This is a genomic window from Ruegeria sp. CDSB136 (assembly GCF_059610965.1).
On the sequence record NZ_JBXWOP010000026.1, the window covers coordinates 26,179 to 43,427 of the forward strand.

At 57.3% G+C, this 17,249-nt stretch carries 17 protein-coding genes; 4 read left to right on the forward strand and 13 right to left on the reverse strand.

Annotated elements, in window-relative coordinates:
- Positions 1-82 precede the first annotated feature (82 nt).
- Positions 83-343, forward strand: coding sequence for a hypothetical protein (locus AC2FIR_RS21705; RefSeq protein ID WP_170460328.1), 261 nt, complete (start codon positions 83-85; stop codon positions 341-343).
- Positions 344-373: 30 nt separating this feature from the next.
- A complete protein-coding gene (locus tag AC2FIR_RS21710) occupies positions 374-769 on the forward strand; it encodes a hypothetical protein (RefSeq protein WP_496747582.1) in 396 nt (131 codons plus the stop codon).
- A gap of 147 nt (positions 770-916) precedes the next feature.
- On the opposite strand, the gene AC2FIR_RS21715 is transcribed toward AC2FIR_RS21710, so the two are convergent.
- From AC2FIR_RS21715 to AC2FIR_RS21775, 13 genes are all read right to left on the reverse strand, one after another.
- Positions 917-1,060 carry a hypothetical protein gene (locus tag AC2FIR_RS21715; RefSeq protein ID WP_496747584.1) on the reverse strand — a complete coding sequence of 48 codons (144 nt, stop codon included), beginning with the start codon at positions 1,058-1,060 and terminating at the stop codon, positions 917-919.
- 90 nt (positions 1,061-1,150) lie between these two features.
- Positions 1,151-1,330 carry a hypothetical protein gene (locus AC2FIR_RS21720; RefSeq protein WP_496747586.1) on the reverse strand — a complete coding sequence of 60 codons (180 nt, stop codon included), beginning with the start codon at positions 1,328-1,330 and terminating at the stop codon, positions 1,151-1,153.
- A gap of 10 nt (positions 1,331-1,340) precedes the next feature.
- Positions 1,341-1,715 (reverse strand): hypothetical protein, encoded by a 375-nt coding sequence (locus AC2FIR_RS21725; RefSeq protein ID WP_170527383.1) that lies wholly within the window; start codon positions 1,713-1,715, stop codon positions 1,341-1,343.
- 287 nt (positions 1,716-2,002) lie between these two features.
- On the reverse strand, positions 2,003-3,715 hold the full coding sequence (locus AC2FIR_RS21730; RefSeq protein WP_496763116.1) for a hypothetical protein: 1,713 nt from the start codon (positions 3,713-3,715) through the stop codon (positions 2,003-2,005).
- Positions 3,712-5,481 (reverse strand): hypothetical protein, encoded by a 1,770-nt coding sequence (locus AC2FIR_RS21735; RefSeq protein WP_170527389.1) that lies wholly within the window; start codon positions 5,479-5,481, stop codon positions 3,712-3,714. The genes AC2FIR_RS21730 and AC2FIR_RS21735 overlap by 4 nt, the downstream gene beginning before the upstream one ends.
- A 224-nt stretch (positions 5,482-5,705) precedes the next feature.
- Positions 5,706-6,113, reverse strand: coding sequence for a helix-turn-helix domain-containing protein (locus AC2FIR_RS21740; RefSeq protein WP_170460316.1), 408 nt, complete (start codon positions 6,111-6,113; stop codon positions 5,706-5,708).
- A 330-nt stretch (positions 6,114-6,443) separates the two neighbouring features.
- Complete coding sequence (locus AC2FIR_RS21745; protein WP_170758940.1) at positions 6,444-7,838, reverse strand: FGGY-family carbohydrate kinase; 1,395 nt, start codon at positions 7,836-7,838, stop codon at positions 6,444-6,446.
- On the reverse strand, positions 7,835-8,149 hold the full coding sequence (gene rhaM / locus AC2FIR_RS21750) for an L-rhamnose mutarotase (protein ID WP_058272415.1): 315 nt from the start codon (positions 8,147-8,149) through the stop codon (positions 7,835-7,837). Before rhaM ends, AC2FIR_RS21745 begins: the two co-directional genes overlap by 4 nt.
- Before the next feature lies 1 nt (position 8,150).
- Complete coding sequence (locus tag AC2FIR_RS21755) at positions 8,151-9,134, reverse strand: ABC transporter permease (protein WP_170527394.1); 984 nt, start codon at positions 9,132-9,134, stop codon at positions 8,151-8,153.
- On the reverse strand, positions 9,131-10,111 hold the full coding sequence (locus tag AC2FIR_RS21760; RefSeq protein ID WP_170460309.1) for an ABC transporter permease: 981 nt from the start codon (positions 10,109-10,111) through the stop codon (positions 9,131-9,133). The genes AC2FIR_RS21755 and AC2FIR_RS21760 overlap by 4 nt, the downstream gene beginning before the upstream one ends.
- Entirely contained in the window at positions 10,108-11,649 is a 1,542-nt protein-coding gene (locus tag AC2FIR_RS21765) for a sugar ABC transporter ATP-binding protein (protein WP_170758942.1), read from the reverse strand. The genes AC2FIR_RS21760 and AC2FIR_RS21765 overlap by 4 nt, the downstream gene beginning before the upstream one ends.
- A gap of 77 nt (positions 11,650-11,726) precedes the next feature.
- On the reverse strand, positions 11,727-12,725 hold the full coding sequence (gene rhaS, locus AC2FIR_RS21770; protein WP_058272419.1) for a rhamnose ABC transporter substrate-binding protein: 999 nt from the start codon (positions 12,723-12,725) through the stop codon (positions 11,727-11,729).
- Positions 12,726-12,774: 49 nt separating this feature from the next.
- Positions 12,775-13,578 (reverse strand): DeoR/GlpR family DNA-binding transcription regulator, encoded by an 804-nt coding sequence (locus AC2FIR_RS21775; protein WP_170758944.1) that lies wholly within the window; start codon positions 13,576-13,578, stop codon positions 12,775-12,777.
- A gap of 149 nt (positions 13,579-13,727) precedes the next feature.
- Between AC2FIR_RS21775 and AC2FIR_RS21780 the strand changes: the two genes are divergently transcribed.
- A complete protein-coding gene (locus AC2FIR_RS21780; RefSeq protein WP_496763127.1) occupies positions 13,728-15,866 on the forward strand; it encodes a bifunctional rhamnulose-1-phosphate aldolase/short-chain dehydrogenase in 2,139 nt (712 codons plus the stop codon).
- Between the two features lie 11 nt (positions 15,867-15,877).
- Positions 15,878-17,107: an L-rhamnose isomerase gene (locus AC2FIR_RS21785; protein ID WP_170758946.1), complete on the forward strand. Its 1,230-nt coding sequence runs from the start codon at positions 15,878-15,880 to the stop codon at positions 17,105-17,107.
- Positions 17,108-17,249 lie beyond the last annotated feature (142 nt).

The window sequence follows — 17,249 nt, forward strand, 5'->3', positions numbered from 1 at the left end:
TTCCCGTAACCGCAGAACCTGCCATGACACTTGACGAAAACCGGAACCTGTGGGTCTGAGCCCAACTTGCCACTGAAAGATCATGTCTCAGGATGACCTGAAAAACCTATTGAACTCAATCAGCCGGCCGACGCCGGAAGAAGAAGCATTTTTTGCCAAACGTCGCTCCCTTGGTCTCGGTGTCGGGCTCGATGAGCATGGGAAAATAGTCTATCCGAAAAAGCTCGTATTCATCGACTTCGAGGCATCCTCGTTGAGCCCTGAAAGCTGGCCGATCGAAGTTGGCATTGCGTGGATCGAACAGCAGTTTCTCATTTTTTTGAAACAACACATCTTTTGCTAACCAGTAACACTACATCACAACGAGAGCACTATGTCCGTACAGAAATCCTTGTCCGATCTGATAATTGAGACCATTGCAAATGGAATCCTGCGTCTAAGTGAAGACGCAAGAAGGATACAATTTACGCTTATCCACAGAGGCCATTCAGTTACCGGACCGTTGTGTCTCCGTTCCGATTGGACAGACAAACTCGGTCGACCAGGCTTGATGCCGGTCATCATGGAGACTGTCTTGACTTACGGCGAGGATGAAATTGTCCTTCCTCTACCATCCGAAGATGACATGGCTTCAGCTTACGATTTGCTGCAGGAGCGCCTCGCACCGGAAAAGATGTTCTCTTTCGACAATGAGCAGGGCTGGTTGTTGACGTCATTCAAGTCGAAACCGTTACGTCAAAGCGGCAAAAAACTGAATAAAGCAAAGTAGGAACTAAGTTGTTTCTGGAAGCCGGCATCTGCGTAGATGTCGGCCTCCAACCGGGTTTGCCAAGCTTCCTTTTGCCTCTTTAAGTGGCGGCTTTGATTGGGCAGCGACAGAGAGCAATTCGGGCTTGAAGCGCTGCCACTTCGTTCGTCAATCATACTTGCCGATCAAAGATTGCGCTTTCACCCGCGCCCGTAGGCGATTTCGTAGAAACTGAAACTGACTCCATGTCAGAATTCGGAGACGTAGCCGCTCCAGTTCGCTGTCGATCAGAACATCTTCTTCAGTGTCCATCTCGAGCACCTTGTTTCCGTAACCCGCGCACCGAGCGTTTGCAGCGGAGACGAGATCCTTGCCGACCATTGCGATACACGCATCGTCCCGCTAATCGAGAACATCGCCGCGTTCCAGCCGCTCGAGCATATGCGAAAAGTTGCGCCGCATCAGCCCGCGCGGAATTGGCCCATGCCGCGCGCAGTCGTCTGCAAAAGCGGCCGCTTGCGAGATCACGCAAGCACCCAGCTCCTCGAGCGTTTGTTCCCGGCGAATGTATGTGTAGCTCATCATGATCTCCTCACGCCGCCGCTTCAGTCTCAGCCACTACAGGCGTGAGCGTTGGTTCATCAATTCTGGCGATCAAAGCTTCCAGCTGGTCAGTCAGCCCGCAGATGACCAGCACCGCCGGATCTTCCGGTGAAATCTCAGCGAAAAATCCGCTTTCAATACGGTCCGGATCACCGACGTGCTCCAGAGTGAGCAGGTCGCGCAGCCATTCCAGGCCACGACGATGCTGGACCGTGTAGGCGTTGGCAGTTGCGACCGACGCGCGCAGTCGCTGCAGGCGCATCAGGGCTGCGGATCCACCGAGCAGCAACACTGCATGTTGAAGATCGAGATCTGCAGATTCGAGGAACTCGCCGACCTGCGTCAGGATTTTGTTTTTATTCATGGGGAATTACCCTGTGTTAACGCCGCCCCCATCGGACGACAAGCGCGCAGGCGGGGGCGCTCTCCTTTCACCCTGCACGTAGTTTCTGTTGATCTGAGCTCTGAGCTTTCTCTCATCTTGCTGCTCACAAAGACGTAGCAAGATGAGAGGAAGTCAGGGCCGGGATACTTCACACCCTATTGGACACACGACCGATCGAAGTGAGGAGTAGCCGAGGGCCATTGAGTAGATCTTGCCGCCTATGCCGCACTTGTTATCAATCTGGGGCGCGGTGAATTGTATCGCGATTACGTTTGTATTGTCTGGGTCTTGCATTCTCGATCCAGCTGTAGAAGCGCGTTTTCAACAAAGGCGCCGAAGGCTTTTTTGTTCGGTCTCGATTCAGCAATTTCCGCGAGGATGTCTTGCGCTTCCAATCGCCGGTAGCGATCTGCGTTCAGCTCATAGAAATGTCGGCTTGTCTCTTGGGCGTGACCGCAGAGCGCTTGCGCGACGCGTAGATCCAGATCGGGGTCCTCCACCACGGCATCATATGTGAGACTACGAGCGATATGTGGCCCGTGGCCGGTCAGTCGCCGCATGTTTTCCCATAGCCAATTGTCACCGAAAGGTTTCCAACCGCGAGCAGGATTGCCGAATAGTGCCGTTCCGACCCGCGCCTCATAGACGGTCCATAGATGCATTTCGCCGACTCCCATTAGTAGCGTCGCATCCAGATAAGGAATCAGACAATCTGCAAGTCGACCGTTGATGAATGTTCCGGTCTTGGACGTCTCGATCTCCACGCTCCAACCTTCACTATCTCTATGGAATTCCTTACCGATCCGCCCGGTCCGTAGGTCGAGAGAGCGCAATGGCAGTTTCGCCAACAAAGCCATAGCGCCAGCAAGCGCGTAGTCACGACGACGGGTACGGATATGATCCTGGTGAGGAGCCTGTCGAAGTCGCGCATGGGCAATTTCTGCGAGGTCAACCAGATTCAATGGGTTCTGTGCCAAAGCCACCTCCTTCCGACGCAGATCGGACGAGGACTCCAGCTTCAATGCATTGTGCGTTTCCATAAGCGCCTCGCGAATTTCGCTGGGATAGTTGGCGTGTTTTGCAAAGCCTGCGAGTGCGTCGTAGTAATTTGCTTTGCTTCGCGTTTTGATGTCGCTGTCGAAGACGTCTTCGGCGAAGGCTTTCGCCGTCTCCATCGAAAGCTCCACTGGCATTTGCCTGCTATTGGTGATCCGAACCAAGCGTCGCAGAGCGCAGGACAACAATTCGATCCGGGCACTGGACAACCCGTTGGGCTCATCGGACCGCGCGGCGATCCGAGCCATTTCCGAATAGAAAGGTTCCGGAAGGTCATGAAACGAGGGCTTCTTATGCGAAGGCGATTTTGGGCGGGTAACCGTTCGACGTATGCGTTGACATTGTTGTAGGAAAATTGTGTCCGGGTTCTCCGGATCAATTTCCGACATCAATTCAGCCAGAAGCCCGAGGTTACGCGCGTCTGCCTTGAAGCTTTGCATTGTGGCATCATCAAGTCGAGGCATCGACTGACGCCAGCGCATCCAGCGATCGGCAAGACGGATCAGCGAAGGCTCGCAGACCTCCTGCAACTCCGATTGGATTGCGAGAAATCGCGACCAGTGCGGTGCACGAAAGACGAGTTCGAGTGGGCGGCGGTCAAATGCGCCGCTCTCGATCGCCCACTCCATGCCCTCTTCGGTTTCAAACGCGTATTTCCGAAGCAGCCCTGCCTGACTACTTAGGCTGTTTTCTTGCCACCCGTCCGCCCTCAGGCGATCAAAAAAAGCCACTCCAGTCTCCCGCGATAGCTTTTCCGTATAACCATGATGTCGCGCGGTCTCGATGAGACCGCGAAAGGCTGAGGAAAGAGCATGCCTACTCGGGTGAAGACTTTTTGCATAATAGGCCCGTCCGGTATCGACATCGGCGAGATACCGACGCATAGGCGGCGGCAATTCCTGTTCCGTGATCAGATACTTCATCTGTTTTTCCCTTTTGCGAGTGCGTTGTTGACGGCATCCAATCCATCCTGGCCACGTTCAATGGCTGCAGTTTGGTCAAAGAATGCGTAAGTCTTCGAAACCGTGGCTGGAGAGTTGTTGAGAAGTGCGGATATGACGTTCAGATCGGCGCCGGGCTGATTGATCAGGATCGAGGCGATGGCATGGCGCACCTGATGCAGCTTCATGTATAAATCGACCGAAGCGGTGGCGTAGCGCCAGGCATCCGCTGCGTTGCTGTAACGGGCTCCCCCAAACAGTAGCTGTGGGTCCGGGTTGTGAAGCCGCTTCATGAAGTGCGGGCGCGCTTCGGTAAGCCACCATTCCAGGATTCGACGAGGATCGACCTTGCCGCGTTTCTTGATCAACGCTGTCAAAGGTTTCTTGTTTTTCATCATTTCCTTTGGAATGGCGAAGCTGACAGTTCGCGAACCAATCGGGAAGGAAACATTGGCCTTCTCGCCAGTGATCGACAGATTGACCAGTGTATCAACCCGAAGCGGCATAAAGGTCAAAACAGCGGCCATGGCAGCGGCCAGCGATAGTCTCACCGCACGAGCCTGATCACCCATCGAAAGATCATTGTAGTTTTGGATCAGCGGCAAAGCCTGGCTATGAAAGTCACCTGCGAGCGCCAGAAATTTTCTGACACGCTGAGGTGACGTGACAAGGCGCCGACAGAACGCCTGGTTTGCCTCCGTCATTGTATCCCAGTTTTGGAAGTATTCGGTCTCGAAAAACTCTTTTTGAACTTTTGAGAGTTCAGGGTGGAACTCACGGGCGAAGCGAAATGCCGCCCCCATGTTTTTCTTTAGCGTTCTGGCCACGAGCGGCTTCCAGTAGTATTCGCCGCCCACTTCCGCATCGAAGGCGGCAAACAGATTATCTGCCGTGGTCAATTCCGCGATGGATTGGCCGCCGTCCAAATCCAATCGACCGAGTTCAGATAGGCAGGTGAAGTACCAGTTCAGATCATCCCCAGCAGATTTGACAGTCTGCGGAGAAAGTGGGGTGCGACGGCGTCCTGCCAGAAGCCCATCATAGGGTCGACCGAGGCTCATCGTCGCCTGGTATTCGCGAATAGCTGACGTGATTTCGGTCGGCAGGGTCGGCGTCACGCGATGGCGTGTGGCCTTCGGAATTTCACCAATCGTTGCTGGCAACAACGCTGGTTCGACTGCTTCCGGAAACTCATGCAGGCGATCCAGTAGACGCGCGGCTTTACGAATTGCGTTCTTGCGGCCCTGATCGTGACAGTCTTTCATCCAGAGGTGCAACATATCAACATTCAGCTGCGCCGGCTGTACGCCCTTGCTTCTTGCCAGGCTTGTCAGAACGGTAAGCGCAATGAGCTCCGGTGTTTGGATGTTATTGCCTTTTCTACGCGGTTGGATCAGCGCGGTCGCAGCTTTCTGGAGCTGTGACCAGTCGTCCTCCAGCCCGCGCAGACGCTTTTCCTCGGCGCGCAATCCTGACGCGTGCGCCATCAGGCTCTTTACGTTGCCGTGCCACGTTTCAAACTGCTTGAAAGTGTTGAAGCCTTCCGGCGCATCCTTGTTGGCGATGTGACTTGACCATCGTTTGACGAAGGCATCGACATCGATCGGGATCATCGCCAGCGGACAATTATACCCTGGCAATTTCCTACATTTGTTTGCGGATCCCCGGATCTTCTTCGCGTTTGCTTGTGAATATGGGTAGTCTCCGGCGTCGAGTTTTTCGACAGCTTGCTCGAGGGTCATCTGCATTCTTGCCTCCATCATTGGTGTTGTTTTTTGGCGTTAGTGACGCGGTTGTTCTTGGAAATTCGGGTGATCTTCAGAGATGCGTTTTGAGGTTCTTTTTTCGAATTTCGGCACTCTGGAAGCGAAATGAGGAAAAGGGCTACAAAACGTGTTGAGGTGAGGTTTTGTGGGCGTATTCCTCACTTTTTCCAGATCTGGCAAACGTGCGAATTACGGTGTTTTCGACCTCACACAACATCAAAGAGCCCCTCAATCTGGTGTTTCCGGAACCGGATCGAGCCACCGATGCGAAGGCTTGGAATAATGTTGTCGCGGGCGTAATTGCGGATGGTTGCCGGAACGCAGCCGAGTTCCTCAGCAAGGTCTTTTCCAGTCAGCAGTGGCTCAAGCAGCGCCGGATGTTGATCTTGATCCAGCATCTCGGCATGAGGTACGCCTTCGACCCGCCAGACATCCGTGATGGCATAGCGCGGCCGCTTCCATGGCCCGGGTGCAGGACGGATGCTGTATTCTCGCAGCACCCGGCGCACCGTGTCCGAATGCAGTTGCCATCGGTTCGATATCTGGGTCTGAGACAGGCTTGGCAGACCGGCCAGCGCCGCGGAATGGGTTCTGAGTGTGGATAGTCGCTTCATAAACAGCAGATGGTTCCACAACGCCGATCTGGGAAAAAATAGCCGAAACTTGTTTTGCAGCCCAACGTAGACGACCGCCAATTAACGGTTGAAGCCTTTCGGGATCTTTAACAACTCGTCGCGGATGCAAACCGTATGAAAACTGTTTCAGACCACTTTGTGCTTGCGTAACGAACACGAATGCGGACGTCGGTGGCACCTGGAGAATTCCGGCTCAAAGCGGCCATTTGCGTCAGCCGCATCGAAGGTCTGGTTCGAGCCCATTCCGTTCAGTTTCACGCTGGTCCCCAATGTCTGGTATCGGAGTTCCGTGCAGGTTTTTAGGGTATCCTATGGGCGTGGTTCCAGGCCTGCTTTTGCGGCTCTGTGCCAACTGTTCGCGTAACGTTGGTAGCTCACGTCGGTCTTGTGAAAATAGGTTTCGACGTCGAAGGCTGCGCGCTCGGGGAGTGCGCCTGTCGCCAAGAGGGCGGCTCCCTGGCTCGTCCCTGTTGCGGTGACGGTCGCGTCGACCCTGCAGTTTGTCGCCGCGGCGAGCATACTGGCGAAGCCTTTGTTCCTGGCAAATGGACCTTCGACGATAATGGGGCCCTTGTGTCCGGTCAGCGACAGGCATTCCGCGGTCATCAATCCGAGGTAAAAACTCACCGCCGCCGCGCGTTCCTGGGTTCCGGGCAAAGGCTCTGACCCCATCCAGCTGTGTTTTTGCCCCTGAAACGGTCCGCTGTCCGGGACCATTGCGGGCAAGAGCATGGGGCCGTCTTTCGCGACCAGGTCAAGGAATTGCTCTGCACATTGAGTGGCTTGACCGTTCATCGCCAACTCGAACTCGCGTCCCCCCATGAAACGGGCGGAGGGTACCGGGGCACCCAGTGCGTTGACGTTAAGAAGCGTGTCACGCGAAGGTTCCAGAGTTACTTCTTCGCCGCCGATGGTCATGGCAATGACCCATGTCCCGGTCGAAACGACGGAAAACGGCCCGGTTCGGGTCAGTATATGAGGCAAAAGCGATGCGTTTGAATCGTGGATACCGCAGTACACCGGCGTGTCAAAGCGCAGGCCGGTTTGCGATGCGACCTGCGGCAACACGGGTCCGAGAACCTCCGCAGATTTGCGCGCGGGCGCCATTTTTTCAGATATACCCAACCGTTCGACCAACGAAGAATAGTGCGCCTTGGATGGTTTCCACAGATCCGTGTGACAACCAAGGGACGACACGTCGCTGGCCGGCACTCCTGTCAGGCGATGCCCCCAGTACTGCGGATAGGTAACAATGGCGGCGGTGCGTTCGCGAAGCGCGGGGTCCTGCTCAAATTGCCAATGCAACTGCGCACCCAGGTTCAGACCCATCGGCAACCTTGGCGATCCGGTTTCCTCAAAGGGCGGGCGGATGGCGTCGTACGCCGCGGCCAGATCATCAGGGCCTGTGTGCTCATAGTCGAGGATCGGGGCAGCAAGGGCGCCGTCTGGCGCGATCAGGGCACAAGACGCCCCGTGGGTCGTGATGGAAATGGCATCTACGCCGTGCGCCTTCTGAAACTGCTCCAACCCGTCCAGAAGGAAGCGCCAGATCGCCTCAACATCAAAGTGCGGATAGGGTGGAGCGGCGAGAACCATGTTAGGCCGGGTCAGTACCTCCACTTCGGACATGTCAGTCGCATCGACCAGCGCAAGCTTGGCGTTGGTCTTGCCGATGTCGATGACGGCGACGTGCCGGGGGGTCATGGCATGTGGAAGACGGGCGTCAGCGGCACCGCCACGGGTTCGTTGTCGGGCTTGGTTTCCATTATGTCCGCCATATGCGCCCACCATCGCTGCATGATCTCGTTGCGGGGCAAGGCATCCATTTTGTGGTCGTCGGTGCGCCAAAGGACGCCAAAAAGAATGTTCGTTTCTTCGTCCAGATGGATCGAATAGTCAGACACGCCCGCGTCTTTCAGCAGCGTGGCAAGCTCTGGCCAAATCTCATCGTGGCGCTTTTCGTATTCATCCCTGCAGCCCGGGTTGAGCTTCATCTTGAAGGCGTATTTTTCCATGTCAGCCCCTCCACATCGACCAGAGCCGGGGCAGCGCGATGACCGTGATCAGCAACGCCCCGATAACAATCGACATCACGATACCGGGCACGTTCAGCAAGCCAAGTCCGAAAGTCACAAGCCCCATGACAAAGGCCGCGATCACAACGCCGGGGATGGAGCCGGAGCCGCCGAGGATGTTGACCCCGCCAAGGACGACCATGGTCACGATCTCAAGCTCCCACCCGAAGGCAATCGAGGGTCGGGTCGAGCCGAGGCGGGATGTCAGGCAGACGGCGGCGACCCCGGACATCAGGCCCGTCAGCAGGAACAGGGTGAACTTCACCCGGCCCACCCGAATGCCCGAAAACAGCGCCCCCGTGGCATTGTTTCCGATGGCATAGACCGCGCGGCCGAAATTGGTCATGTGCAGGATGACCGCGTAGATCACCGCAATGATGGCGAAGAGGACGAATTCGAAGGAAATCACCCACCAGACATAGCCCTGCCCGAAAAAGGCGAAATCGGCTGGATAGCCCTTGTAGACCTGATCGCCCAACACGATGAAACTGATCCCGCGGAAAAGGCTCATCGTGCCGATGGTGACGACGATGGATGGCAGGCCAAGGCCGGTGACGAGGAAACCGTTTACCGCGCCACAGGCCAGACCGACGGCCAGACCGATGAGGACCAGCCCCTCTGTCCCGACACCCGCCTGCACGGCGGCGCCCATGGCGGTCGAAGCCAGTGCGATGATTGCGGCGACGCTGAGGTCGATTTCGCCAGAAATGATAAGCAGGGCCATGGCAAAGGCGATCATCGCCTTTTCGGTGAAGTTGAAGGTCGCGTCGGAGAGGTTCCAGGCATTCAGGAAATAGGGTGAGGCGAAACTGTTGGCGATGAAGATGCCGATTGCGACCAGCATCAGCAGGCTTTCCCAGCTTTTTAGGTTCCGCTCCAGCGGCGAGCGCAGGCGATCGGGGATCGAGCGTGCCGTCGTGGTCATGTCGCGTGCTCCGCGCGTTTTAGGATGACGCGGCCCTTCGTCCGGTTGGCCTGGGCGTTTAGAACAACCGCGATGATGATCGCACCGCCCGAGATGGCCATCTGCCAGAAGGGAGAGATGTTCACGACCGGCAGGGCATTGGCAATGATGCCGAGGAACAGCGCGCCCAGCAGCGCGCCGGGGACCGAACCGATGCCACCCATGATCGACACGCCGCCAATGACGCAGGCCGCCACGACGGTCAATTCAAACCCCCCAGCAACATCGACATAAGCAACCGCGAAGCGAGAGACCCAGAGGTAGCCGGTCAGACCGGCCAGCGCGCCAGAGATAGTGAAGGCCCAGAACTGGGTCTGGCCCACGTTGATCCCGGCATAGGTCGCCGCTTGGGGGTTGCCCCCGGCAGCGTAGAAGGCGCGGCCCAGGGTGGTGCGGGTCATGACGATGGTGAAAAGGATCACCGCCGCGATGGCAAACCAGCTTAGCACTGGAAGGCCAAGAAGCTCGGTGCGCGGGAATGCCTTGAAAGTGTCGCTCATCTCGTGGCTGTTGACCCATTTGCCCTCGGTCAGAAGGAAGATGGTTCCCCGGAAGATGGTCATGGTGCCAAGCGTCACCACGATAGGCGGGATTTCCAGTTTCCACACAAGGATACCGTTGAACATTCCAAGGCACGCCCCGAACCCGGTGGCCACGGCCAGCGTTACGATAATCGGCAGACCTGGTGCCGAGATATTGATCAGGGACACGACCATGCCGGTCAGCGCGAGGTTGGCGGCGACCGAGAGGTCGATGCACTTCGTCAAGATCACGATCATCTGGCCGATAGCCAGCAGGATCAGCGGCGAGGTGTCGTTGAAGACGGTAGCCAGGTTCGACAGCGTGATGAACGCCGGGAAGCGGCTTGAGATGATGCCAAGCACCAATGCGATGGCGACCAGCAGCAAAAGTTCGCGGGAGGCGAGGATACGTTTCATTGCGCGGCTTCCCTGATCCCTGCGGCGTGGCTGACAAGCGTTTCGGGCGTGATCTGGTCGCGGGCCAGTTCCGCCACTATGCGCCCCTCGCGCATGACGATCACACGATCCGACATGCCCACAATCTCGGGGATTTCGGAACTGACCATGATGACGGCGAGCCCTTGCGCGGCAAGCTCCGCCATGAATTCATGCACGGCGGCCTTGGACCCGATGTCGATGCCCTTGGTGGGTTCGTCCAGGATGATGACCTTAGGCTGGGTGGCGAGCCATTTGGCGATCACGACCTTCTGCTGGTTGCCGCCCGACAGGTTGCCGACATCGGTGTCCAGCGAAGCGGCGCGCAGGTCGAGACGTTCGGTATATTCCCGCGCCAGCTTGAATTCCTCGGCCAGCCTGATGAACCCCTTGCGCGAGGTGCGAGCGAGTGACGGCAGCGTCACGTTCTGAAAAATCGGCAGCGCGCTGATTGTGCCCTGCTTGCCCCGGTCCTCCGGGACATAGACGATGCCACTTGCGACCGCGTCGGCGGGCGATGCAATCGAAACCGGTGCCCCGTCGATCCTCAAGCTTCCGCCCGAGAGGCGGGTGATCCCGAAAAGGGCCTGCATGAATTCGGACCGACCTGCGCCGACCAGCCCGTAAAACCCGAGGATTTCGCCGCGCTTGAGCGTGAAACCGATATCCGCGAATTCGGTCGGGTGGTCGTACCCTGCGACTTCGAGGATATCGTGGCCGACGTTGTGGTCGCGTTCGGGGAAAATCTGGCTGACGTCGCGGCCTACCATAAGCTTGACCAGTTCCGGCTCGCTGACATCTACAATCGCCCCTTCGCCGACCATCTGGCCGTCGCGATAGACGGTGTAGAAATCGGCGACGCGGAAGATCTCGTCAAACTTGTGGCTAATGAAGAGGATCGCCTTGCCTTGCGCCTTCAGGCTTTCAACGAGTTCGTAAAGCTCTTCGATTTCTTTCTGACTGAGGGCTGCGGTCGGTTCGTCCATGATCACAACGCGCGCGTCGATGGACAGCGCCCGGGAAATGGCAACCAGGTGCTTGTTCGCGGTTCCAAGGTCCTTGAGCGTCGCGCCCGGATCAATCTTGGCCCCGATTCCATCCAGAATCTCGCGCGCACGGGTCGCCATGGCAGCTTTGTCGATCAGGCCAAATCGCCCCTTTGGCGCATGGCCGAGAAAGATGTTTTCCGCCACCGTCAGTTCGTCGAAAAGGACGGTTTCCTGATGGATGGCGGTCACGCCAGCAGTTTCGGCGGATTGCGGTGTCGGGAAACTGAGAGCCTCGCCATCGATCCGGATGTCACCCTCGTCGGGTTGATAAATGCCCGTCAGAACCTTCACCACGGTAGACTTGCCAGCACCGTTTTCGCCCACCAATGCCGTGACCTTGCCCGGGTAGAGGTTTAGCGAAACATCTGAAAGGGCCCGCACGCCGGGAAATGTCTTTGTCACGCCGGACAGGCTCAGAAGCGGTGTAGGGGCGGCGGCGTTCGACACGTCTGGTCTCAATTCCAACTGCATGGACGGTGTTTCTGGATGTGGGAAGAGTGGGGTGTCTGGGCGTGGGTCATCGCACACGCCCAGACACGTCGTTCAGATTAGAAGATCGACTTGAACTGTTCGATGTTCGAGCTGTCGTAGGTGAACGGATCAGCCATGGCTGCCGAGCCGGTGTCATCCAGCGTCACCGAGCCCATGCGGCCCATCGGGATTTCGGCACCGGCACCGGTTTCAGCACCGTTGGCGATTGCGTGCGCAAGCATGGTGGCCGAGTAGCCAAGGTCAATCGGGTTCCAGATTGCGAAGCTCTTGGTTGCACCGCTATCAACACAGCCTGCCATCTCGGACGGGAGGCCCAGACCGGTCACGTTGATCTCACCGATCTTGCCCGCGTCGGTCACCGCCTGGCAGGACGCCAGGATGCCAACGGTCGTTGGCGCGATGATCGCCTTCAGGTTAGGGTAGGATGCCATAAGGCCCTGTGCTTCTCGGTAGGATTTGTCGCTGAGGTCGTCGCCATAGACGGTGGCCACCAGATCTACGCCGTCATAGTTCGGAAGAACCTCTTTTGCGGCCTCGATCCAGGCGTTCTGGTTGGTTGCCGTGGCCGACGCCGACAGGATCGCGACTTCACCACCATCCGGCATGTGATCCGCGGCAAGCTTGATGATCGTATTGCCGATCAGCGGGGTCGAGGATGGGTTCAGGTGCATTTGGCGTCCGCCTTCAGCCACACCCGAGTCCCAGGAAATCACGGTGATACCGCGGTCCATCGCGCGTTTCAGCGCTGGCACAAGTGCATCGGGGTCGTTTGCCGAAATCGCGATGGCGTCGACACCCTGCGCGATCAGGGAGTTGATGACCTCGATCTGACCTTCCGCAGTGGTGTCGGTCGGGCCGGTGTAGATGATCTCGACATTGCCAAGCTCTCCGGCAGCCTCTTCAGCGCCTTCGGCGGCCGCTTCAAAGAAGCCGATCCCAAGCGCTTTTACGACCAGAGCGATGCGCATGTTGTCCTGCGCCATCGCCGTGGTGCCAAACATACCGGCAGCAAGGCTCATCCCTGCGACAAGTGATGTGAAAGTACGACGCTTCATGATAGTTCCTCCCAGAAAGTCATGTTTGGGTCTCGGGTTTCGGAGGCGGTCAAGAGGCCACCTCGTTTTCTTGAACGCTGCCCGACTGGGCAACGATCAGATTCACATCGGCAGCCTCAAGCATGGCCGCCGCCTTGTCAGGAATTCCTTCGTCGGTGATCACGGTCGTGATCCGGTCCAACTGGCAAAGCACCAGGCTGGAGCGCTGCGCGAATTTCGAACTGTCGACCAGAACGATAAGCTCATCCGCCTGTCCGATCAGTTTCTGTTCTGCCTGGATCAAAAGCGGATCGGCCTCCATCAGGCCGATGGGGCCCAGCCCCTGCGCCCCCATGAACATGCGCTTTGCATAGAAGTTGCGGGTCACGTCGTTGTCAAAGGGCGACAGGATTATGTTCTGTTCCCGGTAGATCGCGCCGCCTGACAACATGATCGTGTTCTTCGAATGCTTCAGCAGGTGCTCGGCAATCGGGAACGAATTGGTAAAGACCTGCATCCTGCGGTTGGCCAGCGGATGCACCATCTGAAAGGTCGTTGTGCCCCCGTTGATGATGATGCTGTCACCTTCGCTACACATCTCAACCGCCGCGCGCGCAATTGCCTGCTTCGCTGCGATATTCATGGTTTCGTTGACGACGAACGGACGGCCCGCCAGCCCGGCGAACTGCGGTGGCGTTATCGCCTCAGCGCCGCCTCTGACACGGCGTACCTTCTGTTTCATGTGAAGTGTTGAAATGTCGCGCCGGATGGTAGCTTCGGACACGCCGGTCAAGGTGCACAGGTCCCCAACCGTCACGACGGGGCGATCCTGCACCGCAGAAATGATGATCCTATGGCGTTCTTTTTCGTGCAAAGCCACCTCCCATTCACTCCACGCTGCGCAGATTCGCCGCAGCTGTCAATCATTTTCGATCACTTTCAATCATTCTGCATTGCAGAATGACTGTTTGTGATTGTTTTTGATTGACATAACGATGCACACTACTAAGCCTAAATGCGATGATGCAGTACCGACCGCTGCATCGTGAGGAGGGCAGAACGTTGAAATCCATCGAAAATCAGCTTCTTGAGAACCGCTGGGATGACGCTGTGGCAGGTGGTATGTCCGAATCGGAACTGCTTCTCTATCGCTCCAACACGCTGGGATCGGATAAGCGCGTCACAAACTATGGCGGTGGCAATACCTCTGCGAAGGTCATGGAAACCGACCCACTGTCCGGCAAAGAGGTCGAGGTGCTCTGGGTCAAGGGTTCCGGCGGTGACATCGGGTCCATGAAGCTTGATGGCTTCTCCACGCTATACATGGACAAGCTGAACGCGCTGAAGGGGCTTTATCGCGGGGTCGAGTTTGAAGATGAAATGGTCGGCTATCTGCCCCACTGCACCTTCAAACTGAACCCGCGCGCGGCCTCAATTGACACGCCCTTGCACGCCTTTGTGCCGCGCAAACATGTCGATCACGTCCACGCCGACGCGATTATTGCGATCGCAGCGTCGAAGAATTCGAAGGAGCTGACCCAGGAAATTTTCGGTGACCGGATCGGTTGGCTGCCGTGGAAACGGCCGGGTTATGAACTGGGCTTGTGGCTTGAAAAGTTCTGCCTGGAAAACCCGGATGCCGATGGCGTTGTCCTTGAAAGTCACGGATTGTTCACATGGGCTGACACGGCAAAAGACTGCTATGACTGCACCATCGACGTGATCAACGTCGCGACTAAGTGGTTGGCCGAAAAGACCGACGATGTTCCGGCCTTTGGCGGAGCGGTCCACGAGAGCCTCGCCCGGGAAGGTAGGCGGACCGTTGCCGCCCGGCTAATGCCCGCGATCCGTGGCTTTGTTAGTGGCAACCAGCACATGGTCGGGCATTTCAACGACAGCGACTCGGTGCTTGAGTTCGTGAATTCTAAGGACATGGAGGCGCTGGCGGCCCTTGGTACGTCCTGCCCCGACCATTTCCTGCGCACTAAGATCCGTCCTTTGGTCGTCGGCTTCGACCCGGCCCAGAACAACATCGACGCAGTACTTGAAGGCCTGCCCGCGCAAGTCGCGGCCTATCGTGAGGACTACACGGCCTACTACAACCGTTGCAAACACGATAACTCGCCTGCGCTTAGGGACCCCAACGCGGTTGTCTACCTGATCCCCGGGGTTGGCATGATCACATTTGCCAAGGACAAGGGCACGGCCTGCATTTCCGGCGAATTCTACGTCAACGCGATCAATGTTATGCGCGGGGCAAGTGCCGTCAGCGAATACTGCGGCCTGCCAGAGCAGGAAGCTTTTGACATTGAATACTGGCTGTTGGAAGAAGCCAAGTTGCAGCGCATGCCGAAACCAAAATCGCTGGCTGGTCGCGTCGCGCTGGTCACCGGCGGCGCCGGCGGCATAGGGTCGGCAACGGCAGAACGTTATCTGTCCGAGGGTGCCTGTGTCATGCTGGCCGACATCAATCCTGAAAGCCTCACCGCGACGGAAGGGGTCCTGACCCAGCAGTTCGGCAAGGACGTCGTTTGCACCGTCCTGATGGACGTCACGGATGAAAATGCCGTGGCCCAGGCGTTGGCCGAAACATCCGTCGAATTTGGCGGCATCGACATCCTTGTCTCGAACGCCGGGATCGCATCCTCTGCCCCGGTTGAGGAAACGTCCCTCGACCTTTGGAACAAGAACATGGACATCTTGTCCACGGGTTATTTCCTCGTCAGCCGGGAAACTTTCAAGATCATGCGGGTGCAGGACATGGGCGGATCTATCGTTTTCGTGGCCTCGAAAAACGGGCTTGCCGCCTCGCCCAATGCCTCGGCCTATTGCACGGCGAAGGCCTCGGAAATCCACTTGGCTCGTTGCCTTGCGCTGGAAGGTGCTGAGGTCGGGATCAGGGTGAACGTTGTGAACCCGGATGCGGTGTTGCGGGGTTCCAAGATCTGGGAGGGCGATTGGCTGGATCAGCGGGCTTCGACCTACGGCACGGATAAGGAGGGGCTGGAAGAGATGTACCGCAACCGATCCATGCTTAAACGCTCAGTCCTGCCGGAAGATATCGCCGAGGCCTGTTATTTCTTCGCCGCCGAGACGTCGGCCAAATCCACGGGTAACATTCTGAACGTAGATGCGGGCAACGTTCAGGCCTTCACGCGATAGGGAGACGGTCCATGAGCTATGAGAGCGCCAAAGCGCAATTCGCTGACTGGGGTGTCGACACTGATGCTGCGATCAAGGCGTTGAAGGACATCCCGATTTCCGTTCACTGTTGGCAAGGCGATGACGTGGTGGGGTTCGAAAACCAGACCGCCAACTCGGGCGGGGGCATTCAGGCAACCGGAAACCATCCGGGCCGGGCCCGCAACCCCGACGAACTGCGGGCGGATCTTGAGTTTGCCTATGCAAATATCCCCGGGTCACATCGGTTGAACCTGCACGCGATGTACATGGACACAGACGATACCCCGGATCGGGATGAGATCGAGTACCGCCATTTCGCGCCATGGGTCGACTGGGCCAAGGGCATCGGCATCGGGCTGGATTTCAACCCGACTTTCTTTGCCCATCAAAAGGCCGACGACAACCTGACGTTGGCACACCCCGACAAGGGCATCAGGGACTTTTGGATCGAACATGGAAAACGCACGCGGGACATCGCGGCGCAGATGGGAGCCGCGCTTGGTTCACCCTGCATCAACAACATTTGGGTTCCGGATGGGTACAAGGACCTTCCAATCGACCGTATGGCGGCAAGGGCCCGGCTTGAGGCCTCGCTCGACACCATGCTGGCCGAGGCGAAATTGGATATGCTGGATGCGGTCGAATCCAAGCTTTTCGGCATCGGGGTCGAGGCCTGCACGGTGGGCAGCCATGAGTTTTACATGGGCTATGCGATCCGCAACAAGACACTGCTGTGCCTCGACATGGGGCACTTCCACCCGACCGAGAATATCGCCGACAAACTGAGCGCCGTGGCCCTGTCTCTGGATGAGCTTCTGCTGCACGTGTCGCGCCCTATGCGTTGGGACAGCGACCATGTGATCATGCTGAACGATGACATCCTGGCGATGGCGCATGAACTGGTCAGCGGCGACCTGTTGGGCAAGACCCATATCGGGCTTGATTTCTTCGACGCTACGATCAGTCGCACGGCCGCTTGGGTGATCGGCACGCGCAACATGCAAAAGGCGCTTCTGCAGGCGCTTCTGAAGCCCTGGGATCGCTTGCGAGCAGCGGAGGACGCGCTGGATTTCACAAGCCGGTTTGTTGTGACAGAGGAACTGAAGGACCTACCCTACGGAGCGGTGTGGTCTGAATTTTGCGCCAGAAACGACGCGCCTATAGGTACTGAGCTGATCACTGAGCTTGACGCTTATCAGGCCACTGTAGCGGGTCGCTGAGGCACGACCCAATTTTTTGGAAAGTCTCCGTCTGGACAATCTATGTTGGAAAGAACGCCAAGATTGCATTCGAAAGAAAGCGGTCGTCGCGCCGGTGACCATTGAGCGGCCGCATTAGTCCGCAATGCGGTCATTGGCGCAA